Source organism: Xanthomonas arboricola pv. juglandis (assembly GCF_001013475.1).
Lineage (GTDB): Bacteria > Pseudomonadota > Gammaproteobacteria > Xanthomonadales > Xanthomonadaceae > Xanthomonas > Xanthomonas arboricola.
Genome location: NZ_JZEF01000002.1, coordinates 518,284 through 534,783, shown reverse-complemented (window position 1 = coordinate 534,783; position 16,500 = coordinate 518,284). Strand labels below are relative to the sequence as shown.

General features: G+C 66.0%; 13 protein-coding genes. 8 read left to right on the top strand and 5 right to left on the bottom strand.

Features of this window, described 5'->3' with window-relative positions; genetic code table 11:
* Positions 1 to 6: 6 nt before the first annotated feature.
* The 7 genes from XARJCFBP2528_RS07700 (at position 7) to gvpU (ending at position 9,200) form a co-directional block, all read left to right on the top strand.
* Entirely contained in the window at positions 7 to 1,059 is a 1,053-nt protein-coding gene (locus tag XARJCFBP2528_RS07700; RefSeq protein WP_016901443.1) for an aromatic ring-hydroxylating oxygenase subunit alpha, read from the top strand.
* 17 nt (positions 1,060 to 1,076) lie between these two features.
* Positions 1,077 to 2,036 carry a PDR/VanB family oxidoreductase gene (locus XARJCFBP2528_RS07695; protein ID WP_016901442.1) on the top strand — a complete coding sequence of 320 codons (960 nt, stop codon included), beginning with the start codon at positions 1,077 to 1,079 and terminating at the stop codon, positions 2,034 to 2,036.
* 501 nt (positions 2,037 to 2,537) lie between these two features.
* Positions 2,538 to 4,109 (top strand): adenosine deaminase family protein, encoded by a 1,572-nt coding sequence (locus tag XARJCFBP2528_RS07690; protein WP_016901440.1) that lies wholly within the window; start codon positions 2,538 to 2,540, stop codon positions 4,107 to 4,109.
* An 86-nt stretch (positions 4,110 to 4,195) separates the two neighbouring features.
* The gene (locus XARJCFBP2528_RS07685; protein ID WP_016901439.1) at positions 4,196 to 5,377 is read left to right on the top strand and encodes a nucleoside hydrolase; all 1,182 of its coding nucleotides are present in this window, start codon (positions 4,196 to 4,198) and stop codon (positions 5,375 to 5,377) included.
* Between the two features lie 4 nt (positions 5,378 to 5,381).
* Positions 5,382 to 6,842, top strand: a complete 1,461-nt coding sequence (locus XARJCFBP2528_RS07680) for an AtzE family amidohydrolase (RefSeq protein ID WP_016901438.1) — start codon at positions 5,382 to 5,384, stop codon at positions 6,840 to 6,842.
* Complete coding sequence (locus tag XARJCFBP2528_RS07675) at positions 6,842 to 8,422, top strand: gamma-glutamyltransferase family protein (RefSeq protein ID WP_016901437.1); 1,581 nt, start codon at positions 6,842 to 6,844, stop codon at positions 8,420 to 8,422. The genes XARJCFBP2528_RS07680 and XARJCFBP2528_RS07675 overlap by 1 nt, the downstream gene beginning before the upstream one ends.
* Before the next feature lie 322 nt (positions 8,423 to 8,744).
* Positions 8,745 to 9,200 carry a gas vesicle accessory protein GvpU gene (gvpU, locus tag XARJCFBP2528_RS07670; protein ID WP_016901435.1) on the top strand — a complete coding sequence of 152 codons (456 nt, stop codon included), beginning with the start codon at positions 8,745 to 8,747 and terminating at the stop codon, positions 9,198 to 9,200.
* Between the two features lie 87 nt (positions 9,201 to 9,287).
* Here gvpU and XARJCFBP2528_RS07665 read toward each other — a convergent pair whose 3' ends face one another.
* The 3 genes from XARJCFBP2528_RS07665 to XARJCFBP2528_RS07655 all read right to left on the bottom strand — a co-directional run bounded on the left by XARJCFBP2528_RS07665 (position 9,288) and on the right by XARJCFBP2528_RS07655 (position 12,572).
* Complete coding sequence (locus tag XARJCFBP2528_RS07665; RefSeq protein WP_016901434.1) at positions 9,288 to 10,427, bottom strand: GGDEF domain-containing protein; 1,140 nt, start codon at positions 10,425 to 10,427, stop codon at positions 9,288 to 9,290.
* An 80-nt stretch (positions 10,428 to 10,507) separates the two neighbouring features.
* Positions 10,508 to 11,176, bottom strand: a complete 669-nt coding sequence (locus XARJCFBP2528_RS21625) for an OmpW/AlkL family protein (RefSeq protein WP_016901433.1) — start codon at positions 11,174 to 11,176, stop codon at positions 10,508 to 10,510.
* Positions 11,177 to 11,684: 508 nt separating this feature from the next.
* Positions 11,685 to 12,572 (bottom strand): alpha/beta fold hydrolase, encoded by an 888-nt coding sequence (locus tag XARJCFBP2528_RS07655; RefSeq protein WP_026064093.1) that lies wholly within the window; start codon positions 12,570 to 12,572, stop codon positions 11,685 to 11,687.
* A 392-nt stretch (positions 12,573 to 12,964) separates the two neighbouring features.
* Between XARJCFBP2528_RS07655 and XARJCFBP2528_RS07650 the strand changes: the two genes are divergently transcribed.
* Entirely contained in the window at positions 12,965 to 13,864 is a 900-nt protein-coding gene (locus XARJCFBP2528_RS07650; RefSeq protein WP_016901431.1) for a LysR family transcriptional regulator, read from the top strand.
* Here the strand turns inward: XARJCFBP2528_RS07650 and XARJCFBP2528_RS07645 are convergent.
* Positions 13,853 to 15,052 carry an MFS transporter gene (locus XARJCFBP2528_RS07645; protein WP_016901430.1) on the bottom strand — a complete coding sequence of 400 codons (1,200 nt, stop codon included), beginning with the start codon at positions 15,050 to 15,052 and terminating at the stop codon, positions 13,853 to 13,855. The two genes, XARJCFBP2528_RS07650 and XARJCFBP2528_RS07645, sit on opposite strands and share 12 nt — an antisense overlap.
* Before the next feature lie 315 nt (positions 15,053 to 15,367).
* Positions 15,368 to 16,261 carry a LysR family transcriptional regulator gene (locus XARJCFBP2528_RS07640; RefSeq protein ID WP_024939822.1) on the bottom strand — a complete coding sequence of 298 codons (894 nt, stop codon included), beginning with the start codon at positions 16,259 to 16,261 and terminating at the stop codon, positions 15,368 to 15,370.
* Between the last annotated feature and the right edge of the window lie 239 nt (positions 16,262 to 16,500).

The following is a 16,500-nucleotide window of genomic DNA, read 5'->3' as shown; positions in this document are numbered from 1 at the left end:
GGACCCATGGATGTCGCCGTCCCCGCCCTGCCGCTGCACTGCACCTTCGAGGCCGCCGACTGGCAGCGCCTGGCCCAGCACTGGCACGCGGTGGCGCTGAGCAGCGAGGTCGGGCAGGCGCCGTTCAAGGCCACCCTGCTGGACGAGCCGCTGTTGCTGTACCGGCTGGGCGAGGAACTGGTGGCCGCGCGCGATGTCTGCCCGCACCGCGGCGTGCCGCTGAGCATGGGCACCGCCGATGGCGGCGGCGTGGTCTGCGCCTACCACGGGCTGCGCTTCGGCTCGGGCGGGCGCTGCAACCACATCCCCGCCAGCCCCAGCCAGAACATCCCGGCCAAGATGCGCCTGCACACCTACGCGGTGGCCGAGCGCTACGGGTTGATCTGGGTGTGCCTGGCCAAACCGGCCGGCGTCAGCGCGGCCGAGGTGCAGATTCCACCGATGCCTGGCTGGGACGAGGACGGCTTCCAGCAGATCGTCTGCCCGGCCTTCGACATCGGCGGCAGTGCCGCGCGCCAGCTGGAGGGCTTCATTGACGTGGCGCATTTCGCCTTCGTGCACACCGCCACCTTTGCCCAGCCGGACAAGCGCGAGGTGCCGGCCTACACCACCACCGAGACGCCGACCGGCTTCAATGCCGACTACCTGAGCTCGGTGGCCAACTATTCGGTGGACATGCCGCTGCCGGACGTGGACCCGGATTTCCAGTGGCTGCGCCATTTCGAGGTGCATCTGCCGTTCACCGCCACCCTCACCATCCACTTCCCGGTGCCGGGCAAGCGGCTGGTAATCATGAACGCGGCCAGCCCGGTGTCCAAGCACAGGACGCGCCTGCTGGTGCCGATCGCGCGCAACTTCGACACCCATCTGCCGGTGGAGGACGTGCACGCCTTCAACCTGCGCGTGTTCGAGGAAGACCGCGCCATGGTCGAAGCGCAGCGCCCCGAATACCTGCCGCTGGACCCGCTGTTGGAAGTGCATATCCCGGCCGACCGCAGCTCGATCGCCTATCGCCGTGGCCTGCGCAGCAAGGGCTATAGCGACTTCTTCCTGCGCTGACCGCCAAGGAGCACGCCATGCAGTTGCACGAGGTCCGCGTTGCCGAGGTCTTCGACCAGGGCCATCGCCAGCGCGCGATCCGGCTGGAGCCGGTCGGCGCGGAATTGCCGGCCTTCGAGGCCGGCGCGCATGTGGACCTGCATCTGCCCGACGGCATGATCCGCCAGTACTCGATCGCCAGCGCGCCGCATGTGCGCGACCACTACCTGCTGTGCGTGAAGCTGGCCGACGCCTCGCGCGGCGGCTCGCGGCATCTGTGCGAGCAGCTGAGCACCGGCGACCGCCTGCGCATCTCCACACCACGCAACCTGTTTCCGCTGCATCCGGGCGAGCGCCACGTGCTGCTGGCCGCCGGCATCGGCATCACCCCGCTGCTGTCGATGGCCGAAGCGCTGGAAGCGCGCGGCGAACCCTTCGTGCTGCACTATTACGCCCGCCGGCACGCCGACGTGGCGTTCGGGCAGCGGCTGCAGCAGGGCTTCGCGCATGGCCAGGTGCAGGTGCATCTGAGCGATGGCGGCGAAAGCCCGCGCGTGCATGTGCCCGAAGAATTGGGCCAGGCGCGTGCGCGCGACCAGCTGTACCTGTGCGGGCCGGCCGCCTTCATGGACCACTTCACGCTGCTTGCCAGGGCGCACGGCTGGACGGCGGAGCAGCTGCACCGCGAACACTTCGCCGCCGCCGAGCCCGGCATCGCCCACGATGCCGACAGCGCCTTCGAAGTGGAGCTGGCCGCCAGCGGCCGCGTGGTGCAGGTGCCGGCCGACTGCAGCATCGCCAGCGCCCTGCTGGACGCCGGCATCGAGGTACCGCTGTCCTGCGAGCAGGGCATGTGCGGCGCCTGCCTGACCGGCGTCCTGGCCGGCACCCCCGATCACCGCGACAGTGTGCTCAGCGACAGCGAACGCGCGCAGAACCGGCAGATCACGCTGTGCTGTTCGCGTAGCCGCTCGTCGCGGCTGGTGCTGGATCTTTGAGGCGGCCTGTGCGCGGCAGATGCCTGTGCAGCGCTGCTGCGAGTGCGGCTATTCAACCATGCCGATGGTCCTGCCGATGCGATCGCTAGGCACTGCAGATGACGATGCGTTGTGCTGCCGATCGTCATGACCTGCACGCAGCCGCAGCACATCACCCGTACATCGCGTGCCCGCTGCCGGAAACGGCCTGGTCGCTGCAGCGCGCCTGTCTGCGCTGCGCTGGTGTGCAGCAGTAGGCCCGGCATGCCGATGTGCAGGACGCTGCGGGAGATTCGCAAGCGACGAAGCAGCGCTTGTCGATCCGCAGGCATTGATGGTGGCGCGGTGCCTCATGTAGCACCAAGGAGCCTTGCAACCTCACCCAGGCGTCCGCCCACCAATACGAGCTTCAGCACCAGCAAAAAACCACTCCAGTGCTGGCCGTGCACCACGCATGCAGGGCATGCTTCGCATCTACCGGCGTGATTGCGCCATTGCCGTTCTTTTCGAGCTTTCCATCGCATGTCCATCGTTCATCGCAGTCTGATTGTGGCGTTATGCCTGCTGTTGCCCACCGCCGCACCGGCACGCAGCCAAGCCACCCCTGCACAGCAACGCGAGCAGCAGGTGGCGCAGCTGCTGCGCACCGCCGCCGATCAGCCTGCGCAGCTGCGTGCCTGGCTGCAGGCGATGCCCAAGGGCGGCGACCTGCATAACCATCTGTCCGGTTCGGTGTATGCCGAGGACTACCTGCAGTGGGCCAGCGAGGATGGCGCCTGCGTGCAGCTGGACGACCTGAGCCTGCGCGCGCCGCCGTGTGGCAACGGCCAGGAGCCGGCACGCGGCCTGGCAACACGCAATGCCGCGCTGTATGGACGGGTGGTGGATGCCTTGTCGATGCGCAAGTTCCTGCCCAGCCCGTCGCAACCCACCGGACACAATCAGTTCTTCGGCACCTTCGGCAAGTTCGACGCGGTGGTGCGCGCGCGCGTTGCCGACACCGTGGCCGCAGTGTTGGAACAGGCCGCACGCGACCGCGTGCCCTATGTGGAAATCATCGCCAACCCACCGCAGATGGATGAGGCGGCCAGACAGATGCAGTCCTTGCCCTGGAAGGGCGACGACGACGCAGCCAACCTGCGCGCCTTGCAGGATTCCTTGCCGCCGCTGGTACAGGACGCACAACGCGCGCTTGCCGACACCGATGCCCAGGTGCGCCGCGTGCTGCACTGCGACCAGTCCGATGCACGTCCCGGCTGCCAGGTCACCTACCGCTACGTGCCTTACGTGCTGCGCGTGTTGCCGCAGCCGATGGTGTTCGGGCAGATGGCGCTGGCGCATGCGCTGATCGCCGCCGGCGGCAGCCGCGCGGTGGCGTTGAACATCGTCGCGCCCGAAGACAACCCGGTGGCGCTGGCCGATTACGCGCGGCACATGGCGATGTTCCGCTTCTTTGCCGCGCGCTACCCCGACGTGCCGCTGTCCCTGCACGCCGGCGAGCTGGCTCTGGGCCTGGTGCCGCCGGCGCAACTGCGCTCGCATATCCGCCAGGCGGTGGACGCCGGTGCGCGCCGCATCGGTCATGGCGTGGACCTGCCTTATGAAGACGACGCCGACGGCCTGCTGCAGCGCATGCGCCGCCAGCAGGTTGCGGTGGAGATCAACCTCACCAGCAACGATGTGATCCTCGGCGTCAAAGGCGCGGCACATCCGCTGGCGATGTATCTGCGCGCCGGCGTGCCGGTGGTGCTGTCCACCGACGATGCCGGCGTCTCCCGCGCGGACATGACTCACGAATATCAACGCGCGATGCAGGAACAGGGCATCGATTACCCGACGCTCAAACAGCTCGCCCGCAACGGTCTCACCTATAGCTTCCTGCCGGGCACCAGCCTGTGGGATGCCGACGGTAACGCTGCGCAGGCCTGCGCCACTGCGTTGCAGCGCGAAACCGATGATGCTGCCTGTCGCGCATTCCGCCAGGGCAGCGAGAAGGCCCGGCTGCAATGGCAGCTGGAAACCGACCTGGCCCAGTACGAGCGCACGTTGTTGAATGTAGGAGCGCGCCAGAGCGCGAACGGGCTTTACCGGTAACGCCCCGTCGCGCGCAGGCACGCTCCTACAAACGCCCTCGATCCATCGCCGCTGCAATGCCTTCAACCTTCCACGACAAAAACGCAATGACCGACCCGCACGCCACCACATCCAGACGCCGCGTCATTCTCGAAGACGACATCGACGGCTTCACACCCGCGCAGCTGCTGCTGTTGCAGTCGCCCGAGGTCGAGGTGCTGGGCATCAGCGCCGTCAGCGGCAACATCTGGCGCGACGAAGTGCTGGCGCATAGCTGCCGTCTGCTGGAATTGGCCGGTCACCCCGACATCCCCGTGCTGCCCGGCCCGGTGCATCCGCTGCTCAACAGCGAACTGGCCACCGAGCGTTGGGAAGCGCTCTACGGCAAGCTGGTCTGGAAAGGTGCCTGGACCAGGCATTGGGTGGATGGCGACACCGTGCAAAGCGCGCCGCGTTATCACGCGCACGACGTGGTGCCCGACCTGCCGTTGGGCAATCCCAGCGTGGTGCGCGCGTCCGACGAGCCGGCCGCGTTGTTCATGCTGCGCATGGTGCGCCAGTATCCGGGCGAGGTGAGCATCATTGCCACCGGCCCGTTGACCAATCTGGCGCTTGCGCAATCGCTGGATCCGGCCTTCGCCACGCTGGCGCGCGAGCTGGTCTACATGGGCGGCAGCCTCAACCCGCGCCAGCAACGCAACAGCATCAGCGCGCAGCAGTTCGCACGCGAGTTCGTCAACTCGCCACGCCGCGAATTCAATATCCGCTGGGATCCGGAAGCGGCCAGCATCGTCATGCGCGCCCCCTGGCGCAAGATCACCATGGTGCCGGTGGATCCATCGACCGCGACCGAACTCACGCCCGACCTGCTCGCGCGCATGAGCGCGGCCGATACCCGCATCGGCCATGCCTTGCGCCGCCGCGAACCGGGCTTTCCGATGTGGGACGAGCTGGCCACCGCGGTATGGCTGCGGCCCGAACTGGCGACACGGACCGAGAGGCTCTACGTCGATACCAACACCGCCTTCGATGCCGGCTACGGCGACATCCTGTCGTGGGCACCCGGTTATCAACCGGGCCTGGGCGAGCAGGCGCAGACCGTGGTGCACGCGGTGGATATCGAAGCGTTCGAACAGCTGCTGGTAGACCATCTCACCGCGCAGCAACCACCAGCAGTCGGCCTGCCGCTCCCCCTTGTCCCCTCGGGAGAAGCTGCCCGAGGCGCGGATGAGGCCGCGGCATCCCAATCCCGACTCCCAACGAGCGAATCCCCGCTTCCAACCAGGTGACCCCATGCAACTCCCAGCGCAGTGGCAGGCCGGCATCGATCGCAATACCGAGGTCCTGCGTGGCCACGCGCAGCTGCTCGCCAGCTTCAACGCGCCGCGCCCCGCCGCACCGGACACCACCACGCCGCGCGGGCTGATCGCCTCCATCGTCAGCACCACGCGCAGCCAGCCCAGCCTGGCTGCACGCCTTGCCACGCAGACGCTCACGCGCATCAACCAGGCCAACGACAGCCTGCGCGCGATCACCCGCCTGCTGCCCGCACGCGCCGCCGCCGATGCCGCGCGCGTGCAGGCCGCGCTGGCCGGCGGCAGCGACGGCGGTGCGTTGGCCGGCGTGCCGTTCGTGGTCAAGGATCTGTTCGACGTCGCTGGCCAGGTCACCACCGCTGGCGCCGTCATGCGCGCGCAGTGCGCGCCCGCCAGCCGCGATGCGGCCGTGGTGCAACGGCTGAGCGACGCCGGCGCGGTGCTGGTCGGCACCGCCAACATGGACGAATTCGCCTACGGCTTCGCCACCGTCAACGCGCACTACGGCACCACCGCCAACCCGCACGATCACCGTCATCTGGCCGGTGGCTCGTCGGGCGGCTCGGCCGCCGCGGTGGCCGCCGGGCTGGTGCCGTTCGCGCTGGGCTCGGACACCAACGGCTCCATCCGCGTCCCGGCCGCGCTATGCGGCGTGTATGGCCTGCGCCCCACGCACGGCGCGTTGCCGCTGGATGGCGTGTTCGGCTTCGTCGATGCGCTGGATGTGGTCGGCCCGTTCGCCAGCTCCATCGCCGACCTGCGCCGCGTCCATGAAGTCATGCTCGGTCAGCCGCTGGCTTCGTGCAATGCCGGCAGTTTGCGCATCGCCCGGCTGGGCGGCTGGTTCCAGCGCAATCTCGATCCCGAACTGGATGCCGGCCTTAGCGCATTGCTCACCGCCTGCAACAGCAGCACCCTCATCGAATTACCCGAAGCAGAACGCGCCCGCGCCGCCGCCTTCGTGCTCACCGCCGCCGAGGGCGGCCACCGCCATCGCGCCGGCCTGAGCACGCAGGCCGAGCGGTTCGACCCGGCCACCCGCGACCGCCTGCTCGCCGGCCTGCAGCTGCCCGCCAGCGCGGTGGCCGATGCGCACCGCTTCGCGCAGTGGTTCGGCGCCGCCATGCAACGGCTCTGGGACGAGGTGGATGTGTTGATCGCGCCGGCCACACCCTGCGTGGCACCGCGCATCGACCAGGACACCATCCAGATCGACGGCCTACCGGTGTCCGCACGCGCCAACCTGGGGATCTTCACCCAGCCGCTCGGCCTGGCCGCCTGCCCGGTGCTGGCCGCGCCGTTGCCGCGCCCCGGTCGCCTGCCGTTGGGCGTGCAGCTGATTGCCGCACCCGGCCGCGAAGACCGCCTGTTCGCGCTAGCCGCGCAACTCGAACGCGACGGACTGCTGGCCTTCAGCCCACCGGCGGAGACGCGCTGATGCTGCACACCTTGCGCGCACGCCGCGGCATGGTCGTGGCCCCGCATCATCTGGCCGCACAGGCCGGGCGCGATGTGCTGCGCGACGGCGGCAATGCCATTGAAGCCGCCGTCGCCACCGCCGCCTGCCTGGCCGTGGTCTACCCGCACATGACCGGTATCGGTGGCGACGGCTTCTGGCTGATCCACGACCCCGACGGCCGCGTGCACGCCATCGACGCCTGCGGCCGTGCCGCACAGGCTGCAACACTGGAGTTCTATCGCGGCCACAGCAGCATTCCGTGGCGCGGCCCGGGCGCGGCCAATACCGTCGCCGGCACCGTCTCCGGCTGGGCGCTCGCGCTGCAGCACGCAGGCGGCAGCCTGTCGCTGCAGCGCTTGTTGCAGGACGCCATCCACCACGCCAGCGCCGGCGTGCCGGTGACGTTGGGCGGCGCGCACATCGCCACCAGCAAGGGTGCCGAACTGCGCGTGCAACCCGGTGCCTACGCGGACATCTTCGAACCACGCGGCACGCCGCTGCACGAAGGCGCACTGCTGCATCAAACGCAGCTCGCACACACCCTGCAACGGCTGGCCGACCAGGGCCTGGACAGTTTCTATCGCGGCGCACTGGCCGACGATATCGCCGCCGACCTGCAGGCGCTCGGCAGCCCGCTACGCGCGCACGATCTTGCTAGCCACCGTGCCGACGCCAGCGTACCGCTCTCGGTCGCCATTCGTGGTGCGCGCCTCTACAACCACGCACCGCCCACGCAAGGCCTGGCCTCGCTGCTGATCCTTGCCCTGTTCGATCGCCTGCAGGTCGAACAGCCCGACAGCTATGCGCACCTCCACGGCCTGATCGAAGCCAGCAAACAGGCCTTCCTGATCCGCGACGCACACCTCGGCGACCCCGACTGGATGACGCTGGACGCACAGGCGCTGCTCGATGACAGTGCCGCACTGGATGCGCTCGCCGCACGCATCGACATGCACAGCGCACTGCGCTGGCCGCAGCCCTCGCAGGCCGGCGACACCGTCTGGCTCGGCGCCATCGACGCGCACGGCCGCGCGGTCAGCTGCATCCAGTCCACCTATTTCGAATTCGGCTCCGGCCTGGTGCTGCCGCGCACCGGCATCACCTGGCAAAACCGCGGCTGCAGTTTCCGCCTCGCCCCCGACGGCTGGAACGCACTCGCCCCGGGCCGTAAACCCTTCCACACCCTCAACCCGGCGCTGGCCACCTTCGACGACGGCCGCGTCATGGCCTACGGCACCATGGGTGGCGAAGGCCAACCACAGACCCAGGCGGCGATCTTCTCCCGCTACGCGCGTTTCGGCGTGCCGCTGCAACAGGCCATCACCGCACCACGCTGGTTATTGGGACGCACCTGGGGCGAAGAGAGCACGTCACTCAAGCTGGAAGACCGCTTCGATCCGGCGCTGGTGCAGGCACTGCGCGATGCCGGGCATGCGGTGGACTTGTTGCCCGCCTACAGCTCGGTGATGGGACACGCAGGCGCGCTGGTGCGCGAGGTGGATGGCGTGATCAGCGGGGCAAGCGATCCGCGATCCGATGGTGCGGTGGCTGGGTGGTGATGGTTGGGGCGTGGTGATGCTTGCTGCGCCTGCGTGGTGACGGACGGACATCGCTGGCAACCAATCAAGCGATCAGCTCATAGCGTCCGCTTGCACTCCAGCACCGGCTAGCACTTAGGACCGAGACTCCAGCCAGTCGCAAGCCGACAAGGTGAACATGTCATAGACTCTGGGCATGCTCTCCAAGGCGACGATGGCGGACTCAACCACGCCGATCACTGGACAGGACGTACCTGCTTTCTTGGGCATGCATGGCGATGGGTAGCTACTTCGCCGCGCTTATTTCGACAGACGCATCAACCCTTCCACCAAGGAGAGCCACATGACAGAGCAAGAAGACAACCAACCCAGCCTGGAAGACGTCAAGCTGGCGTTCGACGGCCAGAGCCTGGACTGGTATCTGCAGAAGCTGGTCGCAACCGTCAACAGCTCAAACGTGCAGTTCGGCATCACGCTGTTTGTCGAGGGCATCATCGTGTCCGGCCAGCTGGTCAGCGGCAAGCAGTACTTCGAGGCGTTTGCGCAGGAATTCTCTGCCGCCTACCCCGGCGATGCCGAGGAAAAAGAGGACATCCGTCGTGCGTTTGCCAGCCACGCCAGCATCTACGACACCGAGGAAGATGCGCAAAGCAGCCGGCCGCCGCAGTTCATTCACCTGATCGACTCGCGTTGCTTCTCGCCCGGCGGCCAGCCCCTGCCCAGCAACCGTGGCGTGCTCTGGCGCGGCAAGGTCAATGCCGTGTCCGGCTTCACCCTTGGCTTGCTTTCATCGGAGTAACAAGCCGGTACCGGCCGATGCGCTGTGAGGTGCTCTCATCTCACAGCATGCATCAGGTGCCAATCCCCCCATCGAGTGCGAGACGTGTCAAAACCGGCAGACCCGGTTGCGTCCCTCGTGCTTGGCGCGATAGAGCGCCTGGTCCGCACGCAGGATGACCGACTCGAAGCTCGGGTCGGCCGGCACCATTTCGGCCGCACCCAGGCTCAGGGTGACGGTGAGTTGCTGCTGATCGACATCGAATGGAACGCTCTCGATCAGCACGCGCAGGCGCTCGGCGAATAGTTCAGCTTCATCGATGCCGGTGTCGGGTAGAACGATCAAAAACTCTTCCCCGCCCCAGCGCACCGCCCTGTCGCGGTTGCGCAGGCTGCTCTTGAGCCGCTCTGCCAGTGCAATCAGCACGGTGTCGCCGGCATCGTGCCCCAGCGTGTCGTTGATGTCCTTGAAATGGTCGATATCACCGATCACCACGCTGCATGACGCACCCTGGGACAACCGCAGGTGCAGTTGTTCCAACAGCTGACGGCCGCCGCGCCGGTTGGACAGATCGGTCAGCGGATCGCTCTCGGCCAGGCGCTGGAAACCGAGGTTGGCGCGCTCACCCGCCATGGCGATGTAACCAAAATAGACCAGGATGCTGCTGACTTGATCAAAGATCATCGGCACCTGCCCGCTGTGGCTGACGTCGGCCGGAATCAGGCCGAAGGGGATCAGCAACGCCGGCAAGAGCAGCACGAGGAAGTAGCAGGCGAACCCAAACCCGACCACGTACTGAGAGATCAATCGGCGGTCAGGCGCGTTGACGATCTCAACCAGCACCATGCCCGCCGAGAAGGCAGCACTGAGGAAGATGATAGGCAGCGCAAACCGGTTGGGGACACCCACGGCAAGGGCCACGACGTAGGCTATCGCCGGCACCGAGGTCAGTAGGATAAGCAGGAGCACAGGCAGTGCTCGCCCGTAAAACAGGCGCACGCCGCTCCAGGACCCGACCAGACTCAAAAGGAACAGTGTGTAGATGATCAACGCCGGCAAGGGCGGGAGCACCACGCTGGCGTGATAGTTGATAATGATCAGCGAGGCCAGGGTGGAAGCCAGCAACGCCGCAGTCCAATGGTGCAAATAACGTGCTCTGGGCTGGCCCAGCAAGGTGACAAGGAAGATCACCAGAAAGGCGGCACGGCCCAGCGCGCTGCTGAAATAGAGGGTTTTGATGTCGAGCATGAACGATCGCCTTACTCTTCGAAACGCGGGTGACACGCCAGGCGCAATACTCGCTTCAGTGTCCGAACCCAGTTCATGCGTCAAAACCGGTATCCGATTCCGGCCCCGACCACCAAGGTGTCGAGTTTGACGGTGGCGTTGAAACCGTGCCCGCGGAATTGATAAGTGGGGCTGAGCAGGTAGCGCACACTGCCACTGAGAAACCAGCGATCAGTCACGCGGTAATCCACCCCCAGACTGGCGATGCCGCTGGTGATGTCTGAAACCTTGAAATCCGGGATGCCTGCTGCGGGTTCGACATCGCCTGACCAAGCGTAGTTGAGGCCCAACCCCAGATAGGGCTTGAGCTTGGCAGACGGGCGCAAGTGATACTGGAGCACCAGCGAGACGGCTCTCGTATGGATGCGGCCTACGTCGAAATCGCCGATAAGCGACTGCCTCACCCGGTAGACGCGGACGAACGGCCCGCCTTGTCCTTCCACTGCCCAGTGGTCGGTTATGAAATAGCTCAGGTCTGCACCTGGAACGAGCTTGTCGGGCGTATTGACCTTGCCGCCGATGGAGGGGATCGTCGAGTCGATGTGCGCCACCGTGACATCGAGCGCCATCACCCGAACCAGCACATCGCCGCGCGCAGGCGCTGCCGCAGCTTGCTCCCCGGCGGCAAGACTTGGCGACATCGACAGCACCACCGCGCCAAGTAAGAAGCCGAGCCGAGAGATTCGCACCCATGGTCGCATCATGACCATCGACTGACTTCATTCTGCAAGGGTCGGGATGCCCCATTGATACAGCGGCAAGCGTCGCTAAAACTTTTCATGACCATCGACTGACTTCATTCTGCAAGGGTCGGGATGCCCCATTGATACAGCGGCAAGCGTCGCTAAAACTTTAGTAATGAACGATGAAACAACGCTGCACCCTATGCGCAGGCCCGATCGGTGCGGGAGACCTACAGCTGCAGCAGGCTTGCCCATGCGCACACACAACCGACCGATCACCCTGCTTGCGCCGGCCACGCGCGCCTGTCATTCACCCCGGATATCGAGCGGCGGTGGGGTCGAGTGAGAGGCGCGAAAGCAACCTCGACTGGCATCAAGCCACTTCAGCTGTGACGTCGGTGATCACTCCGGGTGACAGGACACATGCCGAGCGCGCGACAAAGCAACTGCCGAGTCGGCCAGCTGCACCATCGGTGAGGACAGGTCTGAGCGTTGGCGGCGTCACACGCTGCAGCTCCCGGCGCGTGCCATGCGATTACGAAGACATGCCAAGCGCGCGTCCCAGAAAATCGCGGATGTACTGTGCAATCTCGACCGCATGCGTCTCCAGCGCGAAGTGTCCGGCATCCAGCAGATGCACTTCGGCGTTCGGCAGATCCTTGCGATAGGCCTGCGCACCCGGCGGGATGAAGGCGGGATCGTGCCTGCCCCATACCGCCAGCAGTGGCGGCTGATGGGTGCGGAAATACGCGTGGAAGCTGGGATAGGCCGCCACATTGCTGCGGTAGTCGAGAATCATATCCAGCTGGATCTCTTCGGCGCCCGGGCGGGCCATGTACGCGATATCCAGGGTGTAGCCATCGGGCGACAGCCTGCTCGGGTCGGCACCGGTCGCGTACTGCCAGTCGCGAATGGTCTGCGGCGACAGCGAGTCACGGCAGGCGTCGCGGTTGGCTGCAGTCGGCTCACGCCAGTACGCCTGCCACGGGCCCCACTGGTCGCTGAAACCCTCCAGATAGGCGTTGCCGTTCTGGCTGATGATGGCGCTCACCTTGTGCGGGTTTGCCGCAGCCAGGCGAAAGCCCACCGGCGCGCCGTAATCGAACACGTACACGCTGTAGCTGGCCAGTCCCAATGCCTCGGTGAAGCCTTCGATGACTTTGTACAGATTGTCGAACGTGTAGTCGAACTGCCCGCGCGGTGGCGCCTTGGTGTTGCCGAAGCCGGGCAGATCAGGCGCGATCAGGCGGTACTGGCTTGCCAGCAGCGGCATCAGATCGCGGAACATATGGCTGGCACTGGGGAAGCCGTGCAGCAGCAACAGCACCGGCGCATCCTTGCGCCCGGCCTGGCGATAGAACACCTCGATATCGCCGACCTGTTGCGTGTGGAAGCTGACGCGGAATGCTTCATCGTTCGGCATGGTGTCCTCTTTGAGTGCAATCGTGGTGCTGGAAAGGTCGGCGGCGTCGAGCGCACCGGCGCTCAGTGCGAATGCGGTGCCTATGCACGACGCCCGCAGCAGGTTGCGACGACCGATATCTGTGCTGGCGTGAGCGATGTTGTCCGCGCTGGGCGCATCGGAATGCTTCATGGAAATCCCGGATCGACGAAGTGGCGGCCATGCTAGGTGCGCAGGCAGATGCCGGGAACCACCAGGGAGGTCAATTCACCATTGCCGTTGCTGCAATGCTGCGCGCAGGTGCGCAACCGCGTGCGATCGCCAAGTCGTGGTGTGTCGCGCGAGGTGCATCGGCAGGCTGTTAGGCTGCTGGCACATCCATCTCTGAGACGCACGTGGACCGCATTCAGGAAATGACGCTGTTTGCCGCATTGGCAGGGCAGGCAAACTTTGCCGGCGTTGCGCGGCGTCTTGGCATTTCCACCGCAACGGTCACCCGCACCGTCGCGCAGCTGGAAAGCCGCCTGGGCGTGCTGCTGGTCATGCGCAGCACGCGCAAGATGCGGCTTACCGTGGCCGGGCAGCAGTACGCCATCGACTGCCGGCGCCTGCTTGCCGATTTGGAGGATGTCGAAAACAGGGCGGCCGGCTTGCACGCACTTCCCAGCGGCTTGCTGACGGTGACGGCGCCGCAGATGTTCGGCGCATTGCATGTCACCCCGGTGGTGACGCGCTTTCTCAGCGAATATCCGTCGATGACTGCGCGCGCCATCCTGGTCGACCGCGTGCTGCCGCTACTGGACGAAGGCATCGATGTCGCCGTGCGCATTGGCGCCCTGCCGGACTCATCGCTGACCGCGATCCCGGTCGGCAGCGTGCGTCGCATGGTCTGCGCCTCGCCCGGCTATCTGGCAGCACACGGTACTCCGCAGCAGCCGGACGATCTGCCGCAGCACGCCACCATCTCCACCGCACCGTCCGAGCACCCACCCAAGTGGCCGTTCCGCATCGATGGGTGCGAGCATCTGGTCGATGTCGCCTCGCGGCTGAGCGTGACCTCGTTCAATGCCGCCATCACCGCCGCAGTACAGGGTTGGGGACTAACGCAGGTGCCGGCTTACCAGATACGCGAACACCTTCAGAGCGGCAAGCTCACCTGCATCCTCGACACGTTCGAAATCGCACCGGAGCCGGTGCACGTGGTCTACGTGGAAGGCCGTCGCAGCTCATCCAAGGTACGCACGTTTGTCGACTACTGTGTGGATGCCCTGCGCCAGGATCTGGATTTTCATCACCATCCCTCACGGCTGTAAACGATCGCCACGCCCTGCAACCAGTGACGCGGCCAGCAGCAACACGCTGGCACCGACAAAGGTGGCACCGATCGACACATGATCCAGCAGCACGCCGCCTGCGGCCCCGCCCAGCATGATGGAGAGCTGGATTGCGGCAACCATCAGGCCGCCGCCGCTTTCCGGTGCGTCCTTGACGCAGCGGCTCAACCAGGTGGACCAGGCCACCGGCATCGCCGAGTTGAGCGTGCCCCAGGCAATCATCGCCACGGCCACGGCCCACACCAAGTGACCGGCCAGCAGCATGCTGATGGTCGCCACACCCAGCGCGACCGGCAGCACGCTGAGCAGGGTGAACAAGCGCTTCGGCACCAACGCGGTGGCGGCATAGGTACCGACGAATCCGGCCAGGCCCAGGCCGAGCAGCAGCAACGACAGTTGCGACACATCGACCTGCGCAACGGTTTCCAGAAACGGGCGGAAGTAGGTGAACGCAGAAAACGCACCGGCAAATCCGAGCATCACCGCGAGCATGGCGCGTGCCACATAGCGACGCTTCAACAAGGTGACGATGCCACCCAGCGAAGTTGTGCCTTGCGCAGGCATCGATGGCAGGCTGCGCCATTGCCAGAGGATGGTCAGCGCCACCAACGGCAACATGCCCCAGAACACCCCGCGCCAGCCGATGGTGGCGCCCAGATAGCTGCCCAATGGCGCGGCGAATGCAGCAGCGACTGCGTTACCGATAAATATGATGCCCAAGGCCTTGGGCACCGCATGCTCGGGCATGATGCGCATCACCGTGGCAGTGGACAATGCCCAGAAGCCGCCGATGGTGATGCCGAGCAACGCGCGCGCCACCATCAACATGCCGAAGCTGTGCGCATTGGCGATCAACAGCAGCGACAACAGCATCACCCCGGTCAGGGCGATCAACACATGGCGCCGGTTGAAGCGCGACGACAGCGGTGCGATCAGCAGGCTGGCGACCACCGCGAACAGGCCGGAGATCGAGATCGCCTGGCCGGCCATGCCGGCACTGGCGTGCAGATCGGCGGCGATCGGCGTGAGCAGGCTGACCGGCATGAACTCGGAGGCGATCAGCAGCGCAACGCAGAGCGACATCGAGCCGACCGCGCTCCAGGTCTGGCGGGTTGCGACGGCTGCGGCGCGCGAGGATGGATCGGTAGCGAGCGAACTGGCTTGCATGTGGGGCCTTTGTGCGAAGTGGGATGCGAGACGAACGCCACGACGCAAGCGCGCTGACGCCGCGCTCGATAGCGAACCTGGTGTTCGGAAGGGATGCGCCGCAGGCAGCGATGCACTGCATCGACCTGCCACCGCAGCGACGCACGACGGGCGCAATGCAGCAACGGATGCTGCGGCTCGGGCGTGCGCGTGTCTGGATGTGCTGCAGCTTACGCAGGCAGTGGGCAGCGATAAAGATGGTGGATGCGCACGGGCTTATGAAGCCCGCTCATCAACCACTTGCCTGCGTCGAGCGCCTCTCCCTGGCGCGGACCCTCAACCCTTGTAACGCAGCGCATCCACGACGAGGTTGAAGGCGGACGAGGAATGGCGACGGCTGGGATAGAACGCGTGCAAGCCCGGCCAGGTCGGCGACCAGTCCTTCATCACCCAGCGCAGCCGTCCGGCCTTGATATGCGGGCGCGCCAGGTCCTCCTGCACGAACGCGATGCCGAAGCCATCCACCGCCGCGTCCAGCGCTTCGTAGGTGCCGTTGAAGGTCAGCTGGCCATCCACGCGCACGATGACTTCGCGGCCGTCCTTTTCCAGCTCCCAGGCGTAGATGCCACCGGCGGTCTTCATGCGCAGGTTGATGCAGCTGTGCGCGGTGAGATCCTGCGGCGTCTTGGGGATGGGCCGACGCGCGAAATAGGACGGCGCGGCGACGATGGCCATGCGCATGTCCGGCGCGATACGCGCGGCGATCATGTCCTTTTCGACTTGGTCGCCCAGCCGTACGCCCAGGTCGTAACGGTCGGCGACGATGTCGGTCAGGCCGTTGTCGACCACGATCTCGACCTTGATCTCTGGGTAGTCGCGCAGCAGCCTGGACAGCTTGGGCCACAGGATCGCGCGCGCAGCGTAGTCGGTGGCGGTGATGCGCACGGTGCCTGCGGGTGTGTCGCGCATTTCGCCGAGCGCAGACAGCGCCTCTTCGATTTCGGCAAAGCGCGGCGCCACCGTCTGGATCAGCCGCTCGCCGGCTTCGGTGGGCGCCACGCTGCGTGTGGTGCGGGTCAGCAGGCGCAGACCCAGCGTCGCTTCCAGCCCGCGAATGGTATGACTCAGCGCCGACTGCGAAACGCCCAGCTTGGCGGCGGCGCGGGTAAAGCTGCCCTCGCGAACGATGGCGATCAGCGCCAGCAGGTCCTTGAAGTTGTCGCGCGCCATTGGTGAATCTCTTTCATGGAATCCGCATGACTGTAGCAGCCGGTGGAAAAGGAATTCCAAAGCCCCTCTCCTGCGGGAGAGGGGCTGGGGTGAGGGTACGGCTGCTCAGCTACCTTGATGCTGCCGCACCCGCATCCGCCCTGCTGGAACCTGCTCCCGGCGGGAGAAGGAACAAAACGGGCCACAAGCCGCCCGTCGCATTTTTTGCAACGCCCAGCCCTAAAAAAACTGCTTTGGGG